Origin of the sequence: Cohnella caldifontis (genome assembly GCF_029360585.1) — a bacterium.
Lineage (GTDB): Bacteria > Bacillota > Bacilli > Paenibacillales > Paenibacillaceae > Cohnella > Cohnella caldifontis.
This window is the reverse complement of the sequence record NZ_JAQZSJ010000003.1, coordinates 1-17,563: the sequence shown is the minus strand read 5'-3', so window position 1 is coordinate 17,563 and position 17,563 is coordinate 1. Positions and strand designations below refer to the sequence as shown.

General features: G+C 52.2%; 17 protein-coding genes. 4 read left to right on the top strand and 13 right to left on the bottom strand.

Going from position 1 to position 17,563, the window contains the following annotated elements; genetic code table 11:
- Window positions 1-90: 90 nt before the first annotated feature.
- Genes araA through PTZ19_RS05805 form a run of 3 tightly spaced genes read right to left on the bottom strand, consistent with a single transcriptional unit; the run spans window position 91 to window position 3,876 of the window.
- A complete protein-coding gene (gene araA, locus PTZ19_RS05815) occupies window positions 91-1,515 on the bottom strand; it encodes an L-arabinose isomerase (RefSeq protein WP_276352980.1) in 1,425 nt (474 codons plus the stop codon).
- 46 nt (window positions 1,516-1,561) lie between these two features.
- Window positions 1,562-2,257, bottom strand: coding sequence for an L-ribulose-5-phosphate 4-epimerase (locus tag PTZ19_RS05810; RefSeq protein ID WP_276352977.1), 696 nt, complete (start codon window positions 2,255-2,257; stop codon window positions 1,562-1,564).
- Window positions 2,258-2,259: 2 nt separating this feature from the next.
- Window positions 2,260-3,876: a xylulokinase gene (locus PTZ19_RS05805; protein WP_276352975.1), complete on the bottom strand. Its 1,617-nt coding sequence runs from the start codon at window positions 3,874-3,876 to the stop codon at window positions 2,260-2,262.
- Between the two features lie 285 nt (window positions 3,877-4,161).
- On the opposite strand from PTZ19_RS05805, the gene PTZ19_RS05800 reads away from it, so the two are divergent.
- The gene (locus tag PTZ19_RS05800) at window positions 4,162-5,253 is read left to right on the top strand and encodes a GntR family transcriptional regulator (protein WP_276352974.1); all 1,092 of its coding nucleotides are present in this window, start codon (window positions 4,162-4,164) and stop codon (window positions 5,251-5,253) included.
- 69 nt (window positions 5,254-5,322) lie between these two features.
- On the opposite strand, the gene PTZ19_RS05795 is transcribed toward PTZ19_RS05800, so the two are convergent.
- The 5 genes from PTZ19_RS05795 to PTZ19_RS05775 all read right to left on the bottom strand — a co-directional run bounded on the left by PTZ19_RS05795 (window position 5,323) and on the right by PTZ19_RS05775 (window position 10,861).
- Window positions 5,323-7,635: a M13-type metalloendopeptidase gene (locus tag PTZ19_RS05795; RefSeq protein WP_276352972.1), complete on the bottom strand. Its 2,313-nt coding sequence runs from the start codon at window positions 7,633-7,635 to the stop codon at window positions 5,323-5,325.
- 236 nt (window positions 7,636-7,871) lie between these two features.
- Entirely contained in the window at window positions 7,872-8,723 is an 852-nt protein-coding gene (locus PTZ19_RS05790; protein ID WP_276353680.1) for an MBL fold metallo-hydrolase, read from the bottom strand.
- A gap of 26 nt (window positions 8,724-8,749) precedes the next feature.
- Complete coding sequence (locus tag PTZ19_RS05785) at window positions 8,750-10,033, bottom strand: MFS transporter (protein ID WP_276352971.1); 1,284 nt, start codon at window positions 10,031-10,033, stop codon at window positions 8,750-8,752.
- A gap of 145 nt (window positions 10,034-10,178) precedes the next feature.
- Window positions 10,179-10,442: a hypothetical protein gene (locus tag PTZ19_RS05780; RefSeq protein ID WP_276352970.1), complete on the bottom strand. Its 264-nt coding sequence runs from the start codon at window positions 10,440-10,442 to the stop codon at window positions 10,179-10,181.
- Window positions 10,439-10,861 (bottom strand): MerR family transcriptional regulator, encoded by a 423-nt coding sequence (locus tag PTZ19_RS05775; protein ID WP_276352968.1) that lies wholly within the window; start codon window positions 10,859-10,861, stop codon window positions 10,439-10,441. Before PTZ19_RS05775 ends, PTZ19_RS05780 begins: the two co-directional genes overlap by 4 nt.
- A gap of 160 nt (window positions 10,862-11,021) precedes the next feature.
- Between PTZ19_RS05775 and PTZ19_RS05770 the strand changes: the two genes are divergently transcribed.
- Window positions 11,022-12,485 carry an HD-GYP domain-containing protein gene (locus PTZ19_RS05770; RefSeq protein WP_276352966.1) on the top strand — a complete coding sequence of 488 codons (1,464 nt, stop codon included), beginning with the start codon at window positions 11,022-11,024 and terminating at the stop codon, window positions 12,483-12,485.
- A gap of 198 nt (window positions 12,486-12,683) precedes the next feature.
- Here the strand turns inward: PTZ19_RS05770 and PTZ19_RS05765 are convergent, their stop codons facing one another.
- Window positions 12,684-13,127 (bottom strand): SgcJ/EcaC family oxidoreductase, encoded by a 444-nt coding sequence (locus PTZ19_RS05765; protein ID WP_276352965.1) that lies wholly within the window; start codon window positions 13,125-13,127, stop codon window positions 12,684-12,686.
- Window positions 13,128-13,280: 153 nt separating this feature from the next.
- Here PTZ19_RS05765 and PTZ19_RS05760 point away from each other — a divergent pair, with 153 nt between their 5' ends.
- The gene (locus PTZ19_RS05760; protein ID WP_276352962.1) at window positions 13,281-13,775 is read left to right on the top strand and encodes a MarR family transcriptional regulator; all 495 of its coding nucleotides are present in this window, start codon (window positions 13,281-13,283) and stop codon (window positions 13,773-13,775) included.
- A 165-nt stretch (window positions 13,776-13,940) separates the two neighbouring features.
- On the opposite strand, the gene PTZ19_RS05755 is transcribed toward PTZ19_RS05760, so the two are convergent.
- The 4 genes from PTZ19_RS05755 to PTZ19_RS05740 all read right to left on the bottom strand — a co-directional run bounded on the left by PTZ19_RS05755 (window position 13,941) and on the right by PTZ19_RS05740 (window position 16,295).
- Entirely contained in the window at window positions 13,941-14,444 is a 504-nt protein-coding gene (locus PTZ19_RS05755) for a VanZ family protein (protein WP_276353679.1), read from the bottom strand.
- A gap of 335 nt (window positions 14,445-14,779) precedes the next feature.
- Window positions 14,780-15,247 (bottom strand): phage tail protein, encoded by a 468-nt coding sequence (locus PTZ19_RS05750; protein WP_276352961.1) that lies wholly within the window; start codon window positions 15,245-15,247, stop codon window positions 14,780-14,782.
- A gap of 21 nt (window positions 15,248-15,268) precedes the next feature.
- Window positions 15,269-15,748: a GyrI-like domain-containing protein gene (locus PTZ19_RS05745; protein WP_276353678.1), complete on the bottom strand. Its 480-nt coding sequence runs from the start codon at window positions 15,746-15,748 to the stop codon at window positions 15,269-15,271.
- Between the two features lie 124 nt (window positions 15,749-15,872).
- Window positions 15,873-16,295, bottom strand: a complete 423-nt coding sequence (locus PTZ19_RS05740) for a DoxX family protein (protein WP_276352960.1) — start codon at window positions 16,293-16,295, stop codon at window positions 15,873-15,875.
- Between the two features lie 88 nt (window positions 16,296-16,383).
- Between PTZ19_RS05740 and PTZ19_RS05735 the strand changes: the two genes are divergently transcribed.
- Window positions 16,384-17,349: a helix-turn-helix transcriptional regulator gene (locus tag PTZ19_RS05735; protein WP_276352959.1), complete on the top strand. Its 966-nt coding sequence runs from the start codon at window positions 16,384-16,386 to the stop codon at window positions 17,347-17,349.
- Window positions 17,350-17,563 lie beyond the last annotated feature (214 nt).

The window sequence follows — 17,563 nt, the reverse complement described above, 5'->3', positions numbered from 1 at the left end:
CGAAAACATAAAAACCGTTTCTTCGTAAAGGGAACGCTTTACGAATGAAACGGTTTTTAATGTTTTTTATGGAAGCTACGACGTGCCCGATTACTTAATGACGACGTATTCCAAGTTGACCAATTTCGCGTAAGTCACGATCTGATCCGTCGTCAGGTTCAAGGAAACGACCGTATGGTGGCCGCCGCCGTTCTCGATCCAGGCTTTCACCCCGTCCTGGAAGTTCGGCTTCACTTTCCACAGTACGCGAGCCACGGGAAGCTTCGGAGCGGGAACCGTCGGCTCGAACGCGGTAACCTCGTTGATCAACAGCTTGTAGTGGGTGCCGAAGTCCGCCATGGAGACGACGACGCCTTCGCCGGCTTTGCCGTCGAATACGAGACGCGCCGGATCTTCGCGGTCGCCGATTCCGAGCGGGGAAACGACGATTCTCGGACGGTTGGCGGCTAAGCTCGGATCCACCTCGAGCATGTGGGATTGAAGAATGGCTTCCTGACCCACCGCGAGCTCGTACGTATAGTCCTCCATGAAGCCCGTGTTTTGGTTCCGGCTCATGACCTTCATCAAGCGGTCAAGCGCGGCCGTCTTCCAGTCTCCCTCGCCGGCGAAACCGTAACCTTGCGCCATCAGACGCTGCACGGCAAGGCCCGGAAGCTGCCTCATGCCGTGCAAATCTTCGAAGTTCGAGGTGAACGCGTTATATCCTCTCTCGTCCAAGAAACGCTTCAAGGCGACCTCATAGCTGGCCTGGATTCTCACGCTGGCTTCCCAAGCTTCTTTGCTATAATTGCCGTAATCGAAATCGTAGAGCTCCGCATATTGGGCCATCAGCTCGTCGATTTCCTTCTCCGTGACGGCATTCACGTATTGGACAAGGTCCCCGATCCCGTAATAGTCCACGGTCCATCCGAACTGGATTTGCGCCTCTACCTTGTCGCCTTCCGTTACGCCGACATTGCGCATATTATCGCCGAAACGGGCGACCTTGATGTTGAAGCTTTCGTTATAGGCAACCGCAACGTCCATCCATTCCGCGATCTGCTTCTGTACTTCCGGACGCTCCCAGTAGCCGACGACGATCTTATTCCGTTTCTTCAGGCGGGCATTGATGAACCCGTATTCGCGATCGCCGTGAGCGGCTTGGTTCAGGTTCATGAAGTCCATGTCGATCGTCGCCCAAGGAATGCTTTCATTGTATTGGGTCGCCAAATGAAGCAGCGGCTTCTGCAGCAATTTCGTGCCGCGGATCCACATTTTCGCGGGCGAGAACGTATGCATCCAAGTCATAACGCCTGCGACCTCGTCGCGATAGTTGATCTCTTTCATGATGCTGGTGATCTTATCCGCGCTGACGGCCAGATCCTGCAGGACGAGCGGATAAGGAAGCAGGCCGCTGTTATTCAAAGCATCCGTCATCTTCTGCGCGTGGGCTTTTACTTCGGCAAGCGCTTCTTCCCCGTACAGATGCTGCGACCCTACGACGAACCAAAACTGTTTCGTTGCTGTTGCCGACATCCCGATCATCCTCTTTTCCCATTATGAAATATCGTTCACCATTCCATTACTTCTGCCCGTAGTAGGCGTCTTTCCCGTGTTTGCGGAGATAGTGTTTATCCAGAATGCCTTGCGGCAATTCTTTCGCGAAATGATTCAACTGACGCGCGTATAAATTCATCTTGCAAACCTCTTCCAGCACGACGCTGTTCACGACCGCCGATTTCACGTCTTTTCCCCAGGTGAAAGGCGCGTGTCCTTGGAGCAGGACAGCCGGAATGGCCATGACGTCCAAGCCCCGTTGCTCGAAAGTTTCGATGATGACGCGGCCCGTCTCGGCTTCGTATCCCCGGTCGATCTCTTCTTGGTTCAGGAAACGGGCGCAGGGGACGGTACCGTAGAAGGTGTCGGCATGCGTCGTTCCCATAACCGGCACGTCAAGCCCGGCTTGCGCCCAGATCGTGGCCCAGGTCGAGTGGGTATGCACGATGCCCCCGATCTGCGGATAGTGCTTGTATAACACGGCATGAGTCGCGGTATCGGAGGACGGTCTCAAATTCCCCTCAACGACCTTGCCGTCGAGATCGACCACCACCATATCGCTCGGTTTCAACGTTTCGTAGCTGACTCCGCTCGGTTTAATGACGAAAAGGCCGCTTTCCCGATCGATTCCGCTTGCATTGCCCCATGTGAATTTCACGAGTCCGTGTTTGGGGAGATCCAGATTCGCTTGATACACTTCTTCTTTCAGACGTTCCAACACCGTTAAGCCCTCCCGTTCTCCAGCAAATGGTCCACGGCAGCCCGTTCGATGGCCAGCCCTGCCCGATACCGTTCGATGAATGCTTCAAATCCTTGTACGTCCGTTGCATCCGGAGCGATCTCTTCACCCGCGACATCTTGGAACACCTTCTGCTGAAGGAAATCTTCCAAGCTTTCTCCCGGGCCTTGGTTGATCAGGTAAGAGGCCAGAAGCGCCATTCCCCATGCTCCGCCTTCTCCGGCCGTGGACATGACCGACACCGGTACGTTCAGCGCGGCGGCCAGCAATCTCTGCCCGACGACAGGGGTCTTAAAGAGGCCCCCGTGAGCCAGTATGCTGTCGATGGCCACCCGTTCATTCTCGGTCAGGATATCCATTCCGATCTTCAAAGCGCCGAACGCCGCGAAGATGTGCGTACGCATGAAGTTCGCGAGATTGAACTGGCTTTCAGGCGAACGCACGAATAACGGCCGGCCTTGCTCGAGCCCCGTAATGTTCTCGCCCGAGAGATAACCGTAGCTGAGCAAGCCTCCGCCGTCCGGATCGGCTTCCAACGCCTTATTCAGCAACACGCTGAACAGCTTTCCGGAGTCCGCGCCATAACCCATGGCATCGGCAAATTCGCGGAACAAATCCATCCACGCGTTGAGATCGCTGGAGCAGTTGTTCGCATGCGCCATCGCGACCGGGCTGCCGCTTGGCGTCGTGACCATATCGATCTCGGGATAAACCTTGGATAATTCTTTCTCCAATACGATCATCGCGAAGACGGAAGTGCCGACGGAAATGTTGCCGGTGCGCTTCCGCACGCTGTTCGTCGCTACCATGCCCGTTCCGGCATCGCCTTCGGGAGGACAGAGAGGAATGCCCGGCTGCAAATCCCCCTCGGGGTCCAGGATGCCGGCCCCCGATGCCGTCAGTTCGCCGGCTTGCTGGCCGGAGAGGTACACTTGGGGCAGGAGATCCTCCAGCTTCCATGGATAACCTTTTCCCGCGACGAGCTCATCGAATTGCTTAACCATCGACGGATGGTAGTTACGGGCGGCTTCATCGATCGGGAACATGCCGGATGCATCTCCGATCCCGATCGCTTTACGGCCGGTCAACAGCCAGTGGATGTATCCGGACAGCGTCGTCACGTAATCAATGTGCGGCACATGTTCTTCTTCGTTCAATATGGCCTGATATAAATGGGCGATGCTCCAGCGCTCAGGGATATTGAACCGGAACGACTCCGTCAGTTTCCTCGCGGCGGCGCCGGTCGTGGAGTTGCGCCAGGTACGAAACGGCACCAGCAGTTCGCCCTTGCGGTCGAATGCCATATAACCGTGCATCATGGCGGAGAAGCCGATCGAACCGACGGTCCGGAGCGTGACGCCGTATTTCTTGTCCACGTCCCGCTTCAACTCTCGATAAGCGGTCTGGAGACCCGTTAGAATATCCTTCTGATCGTATGTCCAGTATCCGTCCTTCAACTTGTTTTCCCATTCATAGCTCCCCGATGCGATCGTCCGGAAGCGACGATCGATCAGCACCGCTTTAATCCGCGTAGATCCGAATTCGATGCCCAGCGAGGTGTCACCCTTGGCAATCGCGTCTTTCCGTTCCATATCATTCATGTTCACGAAAGTCCCCTTTCCGAGAACTGCAAGTCATAAAGAAGACGCTTTCTCTACCGACAACTCGAGTATATTTTTTGTACGTACATATGTCAATATGTACTGTTATTTATACATACATAATAGAGGCGAGAATGATCCTCAATAATCATTGAATTTATTTGCAGCCGAGTTAAAGACACCATTTTCCGACAAAAGATGACGTTACATTTTCAAATGACGAACTTCATGCTAAAATGTACGTACAACTTTTAAACCTGTACGATGATGAAAGAAGTGGTCTGCGTGAAGCCGAAGTACCAGATCATCATTGATGATATTAAAAGCGATATTTTGTCGGGGACGTACAAAGCGGGCGATCAAATCCCTACGGAGTCCGCCCTGCAGGAGATCTACAATGTCAGCCGGCAGACTGTCCGTACGGCGATTCTTGAGTTATCGAACGAAGGGTTTCTCCGAAGCGAGAAGGGATCCGGAACATACGTCAGCAGCCAGTACAGGTCGAGATCGAACGGCAAACCGGCGAATAAAACGATCGGCGTCATCACGACCTATATCTCGGACTATATCTTCCCTTCCATTATCCGCGGCATCGAAAGCCGACTAAACGAAGATAACTATTCGTTGCTGCTGGCCAGTACGAACAATGATGTCGCGCAAGAAAAAAAGGCGCTGGAAATGATGCTGTCCTACGGCGTGGACGGACTGATCGTCGAACCCACCAGAAGCAACGTTTACAATCCCAATATCGCCTACTACTTGTCGTTTCAAGAGCAAGAGGTCCCCTTCGTCATGATCAATGCCTACTATGAAGAATTGGATGTCCCTTTCTTCTGTCTGGACGATGTGTTGTCCAGCTATCTGGCAACCGGCGAGCTGATTGCCAAAGGGCATACCCGAATCGGCATTATCGCCAAAATGGACGACTTGCAGGGGAAGTATCGAATGAAAGGGTTCATCAAGGCGCTTGGGGAAGCCAAATTAAGGTTCCATCCCGAGCATGTGCTTTCTTTCGATACGGCGACGAAACCCGATTTGTCGGCGAACTTGGAGAAATTTCTTCACGATCATTCGGATGGATTAACCGCGATCGTATGCTACAACGACGAGGTCGGATTGGAACTCATACAAGTTTGCAGACGAATGGGAATCTCCATTCCGGACGAACTGTCGATCATCGGCCAGGACAATTCGTATATCGCCAAAAGCGCGAATATGAAACTCGCTACGCTTACGCACCCGCAGGAACGGATGGGACGCGACGCGGCGGACTGGATCATCAAGCGGCTGCAAGGAAAAAGGGATCTGCCCGCGACCACCTTCTATAAACCCGAACTCGTCGAAGGCGAAACCGTCAAAGCGATCGAAGCGGAATAAGGATCGAACGGTTTCATGAGAAATAAGGGGCACCCTAGCGGGTGCCCCTTCATTGTGATGATCGGTTCCTTACCAGATGGAAATGCGCCGGTCCGGCGACACGTACATCCCGTCTTTTTCCGTAACGTGATACACGTCGTAGAATTCGTCGAGCATTTGCAGGACGAAATTCACCCTTACTTTATTCGGCGCATGGGGATCGATCTGCAGATTCCCGACGATCAGCTCTACCGGCATCCAGGACGCAAACGCGCGCGAGAATCCCTCGAACACTTGGGAGAGGTCCGCATCGGGGTTGTCGTCCGCAATATCGAGGACGCACGACAGGCCGCCTAAATCCGCTATCGTTTCCGCCAGCGTCAGCTCGCCGTTGACCTTATTTCCGGGAACGAATTCGATGCCGGACAGCTCTTCCGCCAATTTTGCCGTACGCTTCCGGAATTCGGCGTAGTCGGCCTCCGTCCACCAATTGACCAGATTGCCGTCTTTGTCGTATTGAGCGCCGTTGACGTCGAAGGCATGGGAGATTTCGTGGCCGATAATCGCCCCGATGCTGCCCAAGTTCTGCTCCCGGCTCGCCTTCGGATCATAGAAAGGCGCTTGCAGGATCGCGGCCGGGAAAATGATGCTGTTCGTCGAAGGATTGTAGAACGCGTTCACCGTCATGACCGGCAGCATGCTCCAGATGTCCAAGGAATACGGCTTCTTCATCGCTTCTTTTGCTGCCGCATCCATGGCGGCGTTCATGCTCATCAGCGCGTCGATCAAGGTGCCGCCGTCTGCCTTGCTAGGGAAGGTATAGGAAGGCGCCGGTTTCCATTCGTCGGGATAGCCGATGTATACGTTCATGTCTTTCAGCTTCTCGATGGCCTTGGCTTTCGTATCGGCGCTCATCCAGTCAAGGGCTTGGATCCGGACTTCGTATTTCGCGATGATCTCGCTGACGATGTCCTTTACGTCGATTTTGCTGGACTCGGGAAAATACTTGCCGACGAACACTTTGTCGAACGCTTGCGGTTCCACGCTTTGCGCCAAGGCGGCCGCCCGTTCTTCCAGCGGAAGCTTCTCGGGTACGATGCCCATCATCGCTTTGGCCAGATCGTCCTCGAAGCTTTGCGTGGATTCGGAAAACGCGGCCGCGTATTCCTGGAACGCGCTTACGGCCAGCAAATCTTTGATCGCCTGCAGGTTTTGATCGGTGATGAGGCTGTCGGCGAACCGGATATATTCATGCTCGGGAGAGTACACCGTCATGTCGGCCGGCAAGCCGTATAACTGGATCGCCATTTCGGCCAGCCCGGAGTTCGGCGTTGCCTTCTTCACTTCTTCCCATGTGGACTTCTTAAACAAAGCTTTCGGATCTTGCATTTGTTCCGGCGGCGTCGCCTTGGCGGAAAGCCGTTTCTCCAGTTCGAATATCGCCTTTGCCCGATCGGGAAGCCGATCTTTCTCGCCGCTGTAGCTTAACACCCGCTGAATGTATTCCTGATATGCCTTCTGAACGTTCGCCATCGACGCATCGTCGGAATAATACAGCGGCGTGCCCAGACCCAATCCCGTTCCCAAGAAGGCCGCCGCGTATTTCGTTCGGTCGCCCAACGTATCTTCAATCGGCGCAAAACCGATAAAGGGGATGAAGTTGAACCGATCCGAATACTTTTCGGCGATCGCTCTCAAACCCGCAACGTCTTTCACGGCATACAATTCATCCAAATAAGGACGAAGCTTATCCATGCCCTTCTCTCTCGCGGCCGTATCGGTATACATCGCGTAAATTTCGGCCGCTCTCCATTCCGGAGATCCGCTGGCCGCGGCAGCTTTGTCCTGCAGCAGCTGTTTCATGATTTCGGATCCGGTGCCGTCTACTTTCTTCATGACATCAACGAAAGTTCCCGCCATCGGATAACCGGGATGGATCACCGGATCGGCCACGTATTTCCGATTGGTGTAGAGGTAGAAGTCGTCCTTCAAACCGACTTGCTTAGCCCCGTAGGGATTATTGGCCGCTGCTTGCGCCACGTAAGACAATTTCGCCAAAAATCGCTGCGCTTGTTCGTAGGTGACGTAGTCGGCAGGAAGCCCCAAATCGTCAAGCAATCCGAAGTCGTCAAGCGCCGCATAATACGGAGCGGCCCATGCCGGGATGTCCGCGGCGCTGCCGTTTGCCTCGATGCCTTTCCAGGAAAGGATTTGACAAGCGATAACGGCCAATTGCGGCCCGGTAACGTTCGAATTCGGCTGGAACCGATTCGCTCCGGTCCCTTTCATATATCCGGCAGCTGCGGCGATCGCGATATCCTTGGCATTCGCGTCGCTCGCGGGTACGTCGGAAAAAGCCGATTTCGACTCGTCCCCCGTAATCCGGAACGTCTCATTGATCAAGGCGGCCAGTTGCCCCCTTGTGATCAACGGATCGCCGGCTGCATGCGCATTCGCGAGTCCAATGCTGAGGGATAATATTAACGCTGACAAAAGGGCGGTGAAACGTTGTAGCTTTTTCAAATTTGCACCTCCGGGTTCATCTTACATTCCGATATTTTAACATATAAGGGCAGAAGAACCACCCGAAAAGGCGGCTCATCTGCCCTTATATGTTAAAATTTACATTAAAATCGAAATTACGAATACCCATTCACGAATTCATCGATGACTTGCAATTCGTCTTCGGAAAGGTCCCTGCCAACGGCGTTTTTATATTCCGCTATGATCTTTCGTTTGTTGCCTTTAAAAGAATCCGTAAAGGCAGCAACGGTTCTCAGCATGGTAACTTCGGCATCGAATTCTTCTTTCGGGATCGGTTTCCAATGGGAGAGTATGTAGGTTTCCGCGTCGAATGCCTCTAATTGATCGAGAAGCCGAATCGTTTCATGGATTTTATAGTTTCTTTGGTCCGCATATATATCCGCATACATGCAGTCTCCCAAAAACAGAAGCTTCTCTTCTTTCAAATACGCCACGACGGAATCGGAGGCATGACTCCCTCCTACTTGCTGCAACAGGCAGGTCACTCCTCCGAGATCGATCTCCAATCGGTTTTCGAATCCTACGTCCGGTAACAAGATCGTGATATTTCGATCGTCGGCGAATTCTTTTTTGATGGCATTGGCGCAAAACTCGATTTCCGTTCCTTCTTCGACCCGCGTATCCAATGCCTCATCCGACCAAGAAAGCGGCCGTAATTTTTCCACTTCCTTTTTCGTTTCTTTGGAAGCAATGGATACGGTGTCCGTTAATGCGGAAAGACCGAAAATATGATCCCAATGCCAATGGGTCAGCACGACCAGATCGGGATCGGGGACGTTCCTTTTGCGCAGCTCGTCCAGAAAACGGCGGGCGTGCTTTTCCGAGTTGCCCGCATCGATCATGAGCGTCTTCTTATCGCCGACGACCATCCCCAAGATGGGACGGTCGGTATCCGATACGGGCGTCATATACCAAAAACGATTGCCGATTTGATCAATCGCATGCAGACCGATTTCCCCTTTCGCATGACTCCTCAACGGCCGCCCGCCCGATCGGGCTTGTCCATGTTCTCCCGCAGCAGCCATGCGCCGAACAAACCGATCAGGGCGAATGCCGCCGGGATGAGAAAACCCTGATGATACCCGGCGATCGTCCCGGAGCCCGCGAAGCGATCCAGCACCCGGCCGAACAGGCTCGGCAGCAGAATCGCGCTGAGGAACCCGCCGGTATTGGCGAAGCCCGAGGCGACTCCCGCCTCCCGGATATCGAACGAATCGCGCACGACCGCGAAGGTCAAGGCGCTCGAACCGTTGCCTAATCCGATCAGCACGAACAACGCCGTCGCGGCGGCGACGGGCGGCTTTCCGTCCCACAGGAAGATGGCCATCCAGCTCAGGAAGGCGACGGCGTGGAAGACGGCGTATAGACGCTTCATCGAGCCGATACGGGAAGCCAGCCAAGTCGCCGTCGGCCCGCCGACCAGCGCTCCGATGAGGCCGGCCATGACCAGCCCGCTCGCGCCCGAGCGGGACATCCCGTACACGTGCATCCCGTACGGGACCGCCCACGAGCCAATGAAGCCGACATACGTGCCGACCAAGCCGAAATGGCAGAGGAATGCCGCCCAGCTTTGCCGATTGGCCAGAATCCGCCCCAGCACGGCGGTTACCTTGTCCCGCTCCTGCTTGACCTTCGCGTCCGGTGCGATTGCCGGAAAATTCCCCGAATTCCCGACCGGCCGCCGTTTAGGATTCCATACCAGGACATAGTAGAGCAATCCGCCGCACAGGATCAACAAGATCCCCGATACGAGGAAGGGCACTCGCCAGCCCGCCGTCGCGATCCACTTCGAGAACGGAGCCGTCGCGGCAAGGAAGCCGAGACTGCCGATCACCCCGGCCAGGCCGATCAGTTTCACGAATTCCTTCGCCCGGAACCACCTGCCCAGAATCAACAGCATATTGATCCAGATCGTCGAATCCCCGATCCCCACGAGCAGCCGTGCGATCAGCAGGATCGATTCATGGGGAGCCAAGCTGTATAGCAGCGTGCCCAATCCGTTCAATATAGTCCCCGCGATGAGGAATCCATTCGGGCCATAGCGGTCGGATAGAATGCCCACGGGAATCTGTAGTCCCGCATAAGCAAGAAATTGAATGCTGGCCAAGACTCCGATCGTCGCAGCCGTTACATGGAAGTCCGCCATTAATCGATCCGAGATGAGTCCCGGGGCCGTCCGTTGAATCACGATCAGGAAATAGTTCAGCAAAATGCATGCCAGCACGACCCACCGATAGTTGCTATTCTGTCTCTCCACCTGATGCCGCTCCCTTGTTCTTCTTCCTTCTATTATGACGTAAAGGGGCGCATAAGTGGGAAACCAAATGCTTCATTTGCCTCCGCTCTCCGGATTTTCCGGAAAAACCCTCCTGCAGGGTATGTTTCGCTTAACCCGGCAGCGGCTATTTGTGGAACAAGTTCCGGATGATTTCCGATACTTCCCCTTTCTTGAGCTGTTCCGGCGACACGGCCTTGCCGTCCAAAGTGACCGCCGGCCAGGAATCGATTCCGTATTCGGCCGCTTTGGCTTGCAGCGCCGCTTCGGATTCCGGACTGCCGGCGTCGTAAACGAGAATGGAGCATCGCGGGCAAGCCAGCTGTCTGACCCGGGCTTCGAGATCATCCGCTTGCGGGCTGCCGTCTTTGAAAATTTCAATCATACTCATGGCGCATCGTCCTCCCTGATTTTTTTCAGCACGGGGCAATTCGGTTTGGGAGAAGGATCGGAAAACGCAGGACGTTCGACCGCTTGCTCCAGCAGCGATTTGAAGCTCGCGAGCCGGGCGAGCTTAACGTTGATTTCCGCGATCTTCGCCATCGCAAACGCCTGCATCTCCTCCATCGGAAAGCAGCTCTCCTGCTTGATCAACGCCAGAAGCTGCTTGATTTCGTTCAACGTGAATCCGATCTCTTGCGCTCTCTTGATCAGCCGGATGTCTTCGACAACGGACTTCGAATACAACCGGTACCCCGAATCGCTTCTGACCGGCTTCTGCAGCAGCTCGCATTTTTCGTAATATTTGACGGTTTCCGGGTTGACGTGCGCCGCTTTGGCCACTTGACCGATCGTGAGCCCATCCTCCATCCCGCATCTCCTCCCTTCATGATGATAAACCCCGGACTATGGTACCGGGTCAAGGGTAAATTTTCCTTTTCGTCAATGATTAGCAGGATTCGACATGCGTGATGTCGAATCCTCAATTTTCGAGTACCATGCTAGCTGATTATGGGAGGCTGGGATGACGATGCCACGTTCGCCTCGCGCTTTAGTCGCCGCCATATCGATAACGGCTGTCGTTCTTCTTCTTGGCTACGAGTACCTGCTAACGTTCCCTGGACACAGTACCCTGTGGAGTCTCCCCCGGTTCCACTTTTACGTGATTACGCCGACGCTTTTGGCGCTCGCCGTTAGTGCCGTTGCCGTTGGCTGGACGGGGATTCGGCTTCGGGACATGAATGTGCTCATGCTGGCATTGGCTATCTTATCCTTGAACGGGTTCTTTCTGATCCACGGACTTTCGACTCCTGGGTTCATTATCGCGGATCAATACCATTTGGCGGGCGTCGCTTCCCAAATCGCGATGACGACGTGCGCGATGTGGATTTTCCTTTCGACCTTGTCATCGGACAACCCCTTGATCCGTTATGTCTCGAAGCATCGGAGAAGCATCGTCGTCGGTTGGGTAACCGTTATCGTCTTGATGAATATCGCGGCTCTTCTCGATCCCGGCATCTCCGAATTCATTCCCATCGATCTCGAGCCGTTGAATATCGTGATGGCGGTTCTCACGGTCTTTCTGTATCTTTGGGCGGCGGGGAGATATTATCAGCAATATCGGTTAGTCAAATTTCCGTTGCATGCCGCTATCGTATTCGGCTCCGTTCTGCTAGCCATAACGGAATGCGTCATGGTGACGACCATGATGTGGACATTGGCTTGGTGGCTGTATCATTTCATCCTCGCGGTGTCGGCCCTGATGCTGTTGTACGGGATCATCGCCCAGTATCGGTCCAACCTATCCATAACCGAAACCTCACGGCAAGCGATTCCCTATCAACCGTTGGGCTCGCTCCGGATCGGCATCTCCAGCAGCATGCGAAATCTGATCGCCGCGACGGAAACCAAAGACGAATACACGGCAGGTCACAATTACCGCGTAGCCATGTACGGATTGCAGCTGGCTACGGCCATGAATCTCGATCCGGAGCGATTGCGAGCCCTGACTCGGGGAGGTCTCATTCACGACGTCGGGAAAATACGGGTTCCCGGCGAGATCCTCAACAAACCGGGAAAGTTAACCGCGGAAGAGAGAGTCGTGATCGAGCAGCATCCCGCGATCGGTTACGAAATGTGCAAATATACCGGCTTCATGACCGAAGAGTTGTCCGTGATCCGGCATCATCACGAAAAATGGGACGGGACGGGATATCCGGACAAGCTGAAAGGAACGGAGATTTCCCTGCTGGCCAGAATCCTGGCCATCGCGGACGTATACGACGCGTTGACCTCGCGGAGATCCTACCGCGAGCCCTGGCCGCATGAACGCGCCATGCAAGTGATCGTCGAGGGAAGCGGCACCCACTTCGATCCCGAATGCGTTTCCGCCTTCGTGCGGCTTTGCGATAGAGGCGAATTTGTCGTTCTGCAGTCCGCGGAACCCCCTCTTTCTCGCCTCCTTGGCGATTCGGATCTTCACGCTAACCTGTAACGGCAATTGATAAGGGGCTCTGCAATGGAATGGTATTCCTGCTAGACATTCTTCATGGAGCTTGGAGAATCCTCCGGACCATCATTCGGTATTTTGCGAACGGAAGGCAAATACCCCCTCCGCCATGAGGGCGGAAGGGGCGGAACGATCATCCATCCAGGATATGCCGGTCGGTATCCCTTACCCCGACGGTTTTCGCTATTTGCTTAGCTTCATGAATATTTTTTGCATCAGGTTCGGTCCGGAGATCCTGCCGTTCTGAAACGCTGCGATCACCCATCTGCCATTCTGTTTCACGACGATGTTGGTATTGATGGAGTCCCTTTTGCTCGGGGCGCTTTTTTGCCACCTTAATTTGACGGCTCCGAGTCCATGAAAGATCGCCGTCTCCGGCGAAATGAAACGGATTTTTTTGATCTCCCCCTCCAGCGTCGACCCTCTCAATACACCGTTCCACAGTTCTTGATGGGTTTCGGCTATCGCTTTTCTCCCCTGCAAATGTTCTCCCTGAAACGTCACATAGTCGGCATCTTCCGTAAAACAAGTACCATAGGCGGTTCCATCCCCGCTGTCCCATGCGAATTTCAAATTCCGAAATAGCGCCTCGATCTCTTGAATATCCTGAGCATGCTTGGTCTCCATGTTGACCCTCTCCTTTTTCACGATCGAATTGTTTGGCCAATCTAATTACTTGTGTTATACTCGGGGCAACAAAATCTTAATCCATAAATTTTCTTGATTTATTTATTATCTTGATTCATTAAGATACTTTTATGTTAACGTGGAGGTATGGGAATGTCAAGGGATGTTTTTCCTTCCGCCGAACTTTCTGCATTGCAGCAAAATGTACTGCATGAACTGCGTCAAAACAGCGCGCGCGCCGTCATGTTTCACCAATTCATTTCCGAACATTTAGGGCTGAATGCCACCGATCACAAATGCCTGGATTACTTAAATCGCACAGGCCCCGTAACGGCCGGACAATTGGCGCAACTAACCGGCCTTACAACCGGGGCCGTTACGAGTGTCATCGATCGGTTGGAACAAGCAGGGTACGTCGTTAGGGATAAGGACCCGAACGATCGAAGACGCGTAGTCGTCAAGCCCGTGCCGGAGAGCTCGGCCCAAATTTCGCCCCTGTTCCAATCCGTCATGCAATCGACGCTTCGGATCCTCTCGCAATATACCGATCAGGAACTGCAGTTGATTCTTGGCTTTATCAAGCAATGCAATGAGATGACACTAGCTGAGATGAACAAACTGAAGAAGGAAAATGAGCGTACGCCGTAACCGATGGGGAACGCCGGCAAAACAAAAAGCAGGGTAAGGTCAAAGACCCCCCTGCTGATGAAACCCAGACTTATTTCCGACCAAACGACAGGCTTTGTCGCAATTGGCCGCCCACCTGCTCACCAATGTTGTTTTTCCATATCCTGCAGGCGCCAATATCGATAATCAGAATCTCATTTTTATCATGAACAAGTAATAATAGATGACAGGTAATCCTATAAGCACAGATAATCCTGCGATTGCAGTTTGTACTCTTTTCACATCTCGTAATATGAACAGTAAAGACTTATACACTAAAATACCTATCCATCCACCTAAAGCATTTAGGATGATATCATCAATATCCGCTGCCCCAATGCCTAACAGCCCCTGAATAATTTCAATAAATAAACTCACCATAAACAAAAACAATAGATTCATCATTGATCTACTCTTACTCTTAAATAATGACAAATATACGCCAAGGGGAATGAAAACAAGTATATTCCCAACCACATTAGCAGAAGCGAATCTTTTTAAGTTAGCCGTGTTGCCCGAAATGTATTCACTTATGCTATGAAAAGGGATGAGATTAAATGACCTATTTATAGCCCTTTGGCTATTAAACAACTCCAAAATCGAAACTCTCGATAAGAAAAATATTTTAATTAACAAAAGTGCGTAACAGATGAAAACACCATATAATAAAACTTTTTCTACTCGTTCTCGTTTATCTATAGTATCTCCTTCTTTCTTCGATCAGCTTCCAGACCGCTTCGGTCTTTTGCGAATAGGAAAGTCCGGCTTTTGGAAATCAACAATTGCCGCAATCATACGATACCCTCTTGTCTTGAAGAAAATCAAGGAATGTACGGCACGGTCGTACTCGACCCTTGGAGAATGCGAAATCACTCGCCGGTTTTACTCCGGATAAAATATAATCGCAAGTTTTTTTACCGCAAAATAAAAGACACCCAAACGGGTGCCTTGCTTTAGCCGATCCATCCTAAGGGGCGTTGATTGCTTCAATATTCTCCTTTAATGACGAAGAACGAACCCCGAATCGTCCCGGCCAGTTTGGACTTCTGTTTGGCGAATTTGAACTTCTTCTCTTCCAACTCCTTAGGTACTTCCATCCCCTCGGATAGCTTGAATCCGACGGCCCGCTTCTTAGGATCATCCACCGTATACATGACGTTGACCGCAAGACCATCCTCATAGAAGACGTAAGCCATTTTGATATTTTCCACTTGAAAACGCGAAGTTTCTAAGGGTTTGGCCGCAAACTCAATCCCGCGTTCTTCTTTCAAAACCCGGTTCACATAATCCAGGGTCTCCCGGCTTTCGCTGGCTGGTACGACCGTAAATTCATGATCGTATTTGTTCATGAAGTATCGGGCTTCATTCGCACGCATCCCGGCTAGCGCTTCCGCTACTGGCGAAGACTCCAGGCCGACCGTAGATACGTTTTTAAAATCGACGATAGCAGACATCCTCATCCCTCCCGATCTCGTTTACTTCTTCACAACCGGAACCCACATTTCCCCATAGACGAAGCCGTCTCTCTGCCCCATCTCAACCGTTGCATTGGGCCCGCCGACATAGGCGTAATCATCGGCTGCCGGCAAAACTTGACCGAAGGCAATGCCGGTCAGCATGCTGCTCAACTCATCAGCCGATTTCCCTTCGCCTTTCACGACGAGGTATTGTCCCTTAGGGAATTGAATCACTCTGTGTTCTTCCGGTATCGAAGAATCGGTCATGACGCCGGCATAATACATCATCTTGTGATTTACCGCTTCGCTTACGGCGAAGATATAGTCGTTCGCGGCGATAGCCTTTAAAGCGTCAAGCCTTCCATCCTGCTCCACTGCCCGCCAAAAGTTTTCCTTCTCCTTGTTCATGCCGGCATAATCCGTGTAATCGCTCTTCAGCTCCGTTCCAATACCAAGAACGATAAAGCCGTCTTTTTCCTCGAAGGTATACGTTGCCATCATTTCAGCTCTCCTTTTTATGAATGGTTCGGTTGATTTGTTTTCCGCTTGATGGGTTTATCATAACCTTAAATCATGTCAAAACGTGATACTTTTTATAGGGCCGATAAAAAATCACGATCCGCTAAAGTCTGCGGCTTTTCGGACGCAGCGCCCAGGAGGCGATGCCAAGCGCGGCATAGAAAAGCGGAAGAATCACATGGAATCCATACTCGCCGTAATCATGAGCGAACCCATGGGATAAGGCCGCACCCGTCATGAGGAAAAAGATACCGCTATAGGCCCATTCCTTAAGACGGGGAAAACCCGGCATTACGATCGCAATGATTCCAAGCAATTTCCAAGTTCCGAGAATGTTCGTGACATACAACGGGAAACCGATATCGGTCACTAAATCGACATTGCCCCCATATCGCATCAATTGCCCGATCCCGCTTAATGCCAGAGAGAATGCGAGAAACAGGGTGACGGTCCAATAAGCGGCCATCCTTCCAGTCGGGCGGGATTCTACCTTCGCGATCTTTTCATTTCCGACAATCGTACTCATTTCCATTCCTCCATCATTTGTTTTTCCGCTTGATGGGTTTATAATAACGATAAATCATGTCAAAAAATGATACTGTTTAGAGGTCCCGATGAAAAAAGTAGAGCGGATCAACGTCATCATGCGGTACATCAACAACCGCGCCCATTTTACCATTTCGGAAATCATGCAGGAGTTTAACGTCTCCCGTTCCACGGCGATTCGCGATATCAGGGAAATCGAAGCGATGGGCATGCCTCTGGTCGCCGAAGTCGGGAGGGACGGGGGCTATTTCGTGATGAACAACTCCGTCCTGCCCACTGTCCGTTTTACCGATAATGAGATTAAAGCTCTTTTCATCGCCTTCATGGCCACGCGAAATTTACAACTCCCCTATCTCAAGAGCCGCCACTCTTTAGCGGAAAAATTGCTCGGCCTCATCTCCGAAACCCAGCAAGACGACCTGGTCCTGTTAAATCAAATCTTGCTTTTCGAGGGTACCAACCCCCACAATCCCGACCTGCTTGATCTATCGGACCTGCCCCATCCGATGCTGGAGCAACTCATCCAAATCCTTCTGAAGGACAGATACTTAGCGGTTTCCGTCGAAGAAGGAAGGGAAATCAGGTCTTATTCCATCTATCTCATGCACCTATATCGCGAAAAAAGCTCTTGGCAAATCGAAGGCTTCGACCTGGAGGAGGAAAAGAGGCGGATTATTCCCGTCGACAATCTAACCGATGTCAAACCATATCCGGAGAAAAAAAGAATCAGCAAGATGAAGATTGCGGAACAACTAAGCAAGCAGGAAGAAGCCGTCAACCTCATCCTCGAACTGGGTCCCAAGGCGATTGCCCAGTTCAAAAAGTACCATCCATTAAAAATCACGATTTCATACACGAATCCTTTTCAAACGACGGCTATTTTAAAGACTTTCATCCACGTTCGTCATCCGGATGAATTGGCCGAAATGACCAATTGGCTGCTTTTCTTGGGCGGAAATATCAAGGTCAGGGAGATCCCGAAAGAAATCGTAGAAGGATTACGGGAGAGAGTGGATGTTTGGGGGAGCAAGTAATGGACCAAGAATCGGAACCGTATATCGGAACGCAAAAGGCGATGGAATCCAGCGCAAGCCGCAACTAGCCGCTCCCCTGCCGGATCCCCGACAAAGGGCAAAGCCGCGAAAACATCGCGGCTTTTTGACGAATATCGTTATCGTTGACGTAATCATATGATGTCTGTTTTTCATGCCCGCTTTTTATACGCCCTCATCGCGAAGAGATAAGCCG

What these genes read in the sequence shown, in the direction of transcription:
- PTZ19_RS05750 (WP_276352961.1), bottom strand. Translation starts at nt 15,247, where the DNA reads ATGTCTGCTATCGTCGATTTTAAAAACGTATCTACGGTCGGCCTGGAG.
- PTZ19_RS05745 (WP_276353678.1), bottom strand. Translation starts at nt 15,748, where the DNA reads ATGGCAACGTATACCTTCGAGGAAAAAGACGGCTTTATCGTTCTTGGT.
- PTZ19_RS05740 (WP_276352960.1), bottom strand. Translation starts at nt 16,295, where the DNA reads ATGAGTACGATTGTCGGAAATGAAAAGATCGCGAAGGTAGAATCCCGC.
- PTZ19_RS05735 (WP_276352959.1), top strand. Translation starts at nt 16,384, where the DNA reads ATGAAAAAAGTAGAGCGGATCAACGTCATCATGCGGTACATCAACAAC.
- PTZ19_RS05780 (WP_276352970.1), bottom strand. Translation starts at nt 10,442, where the DNA reads ATGAGTATGATTGAAATTTTCAAAGACGGCAGCCCGCAAGCGGATGAT.
- PTZ19_RS05805 (WP_276352975.1), bottom strand. Translation starts at nt 3,876, where the DNA reads ATGAATGATATGGAACGGAAAGACGCGATTGCCAAGGGTGACACCTCG.
- araA (WP_276352980.1), bottom strand. Translation starts at nt 1,515, where the DNA reads ATGTCGGCAACAGCAACGAAACAGTTTTGGTTCGTCGTAGGGTCGCAG.
- PTZ19_RS05775 (WP_276352968.1), bottom strand. Translation starts at nt 10,861, where the DNA reads ATGGAGGATGGGCTCACGATCGGTCAAGTGGCCAAAGCGGCGCACGTC.
- PTZ19_RS05765 (WP_276352965.1), bottom strand. Translation starts at nt 13,127, where the DNA reads ATGGAGACCAAGCATGCTCAGGATATTCAAGAGATCGAGGCGCTATTT.
- PTZ19_RS05770 (WP_276352966.1), top strand. Translation starts at nt 11,022, where the DNA reads ATGCCACGTTCGCCTCGCGCTTTAGTCGCCGCCATATCGATAACGGCT.
- PTZ19_RS05760 (WP_276352962.1), top strand. Translation starts at nt 13,281, where the DNA reads ATGTCAAGGGATGTTTTTCCTTCCGCCGAACTTTCTGCATTGCAGCAA.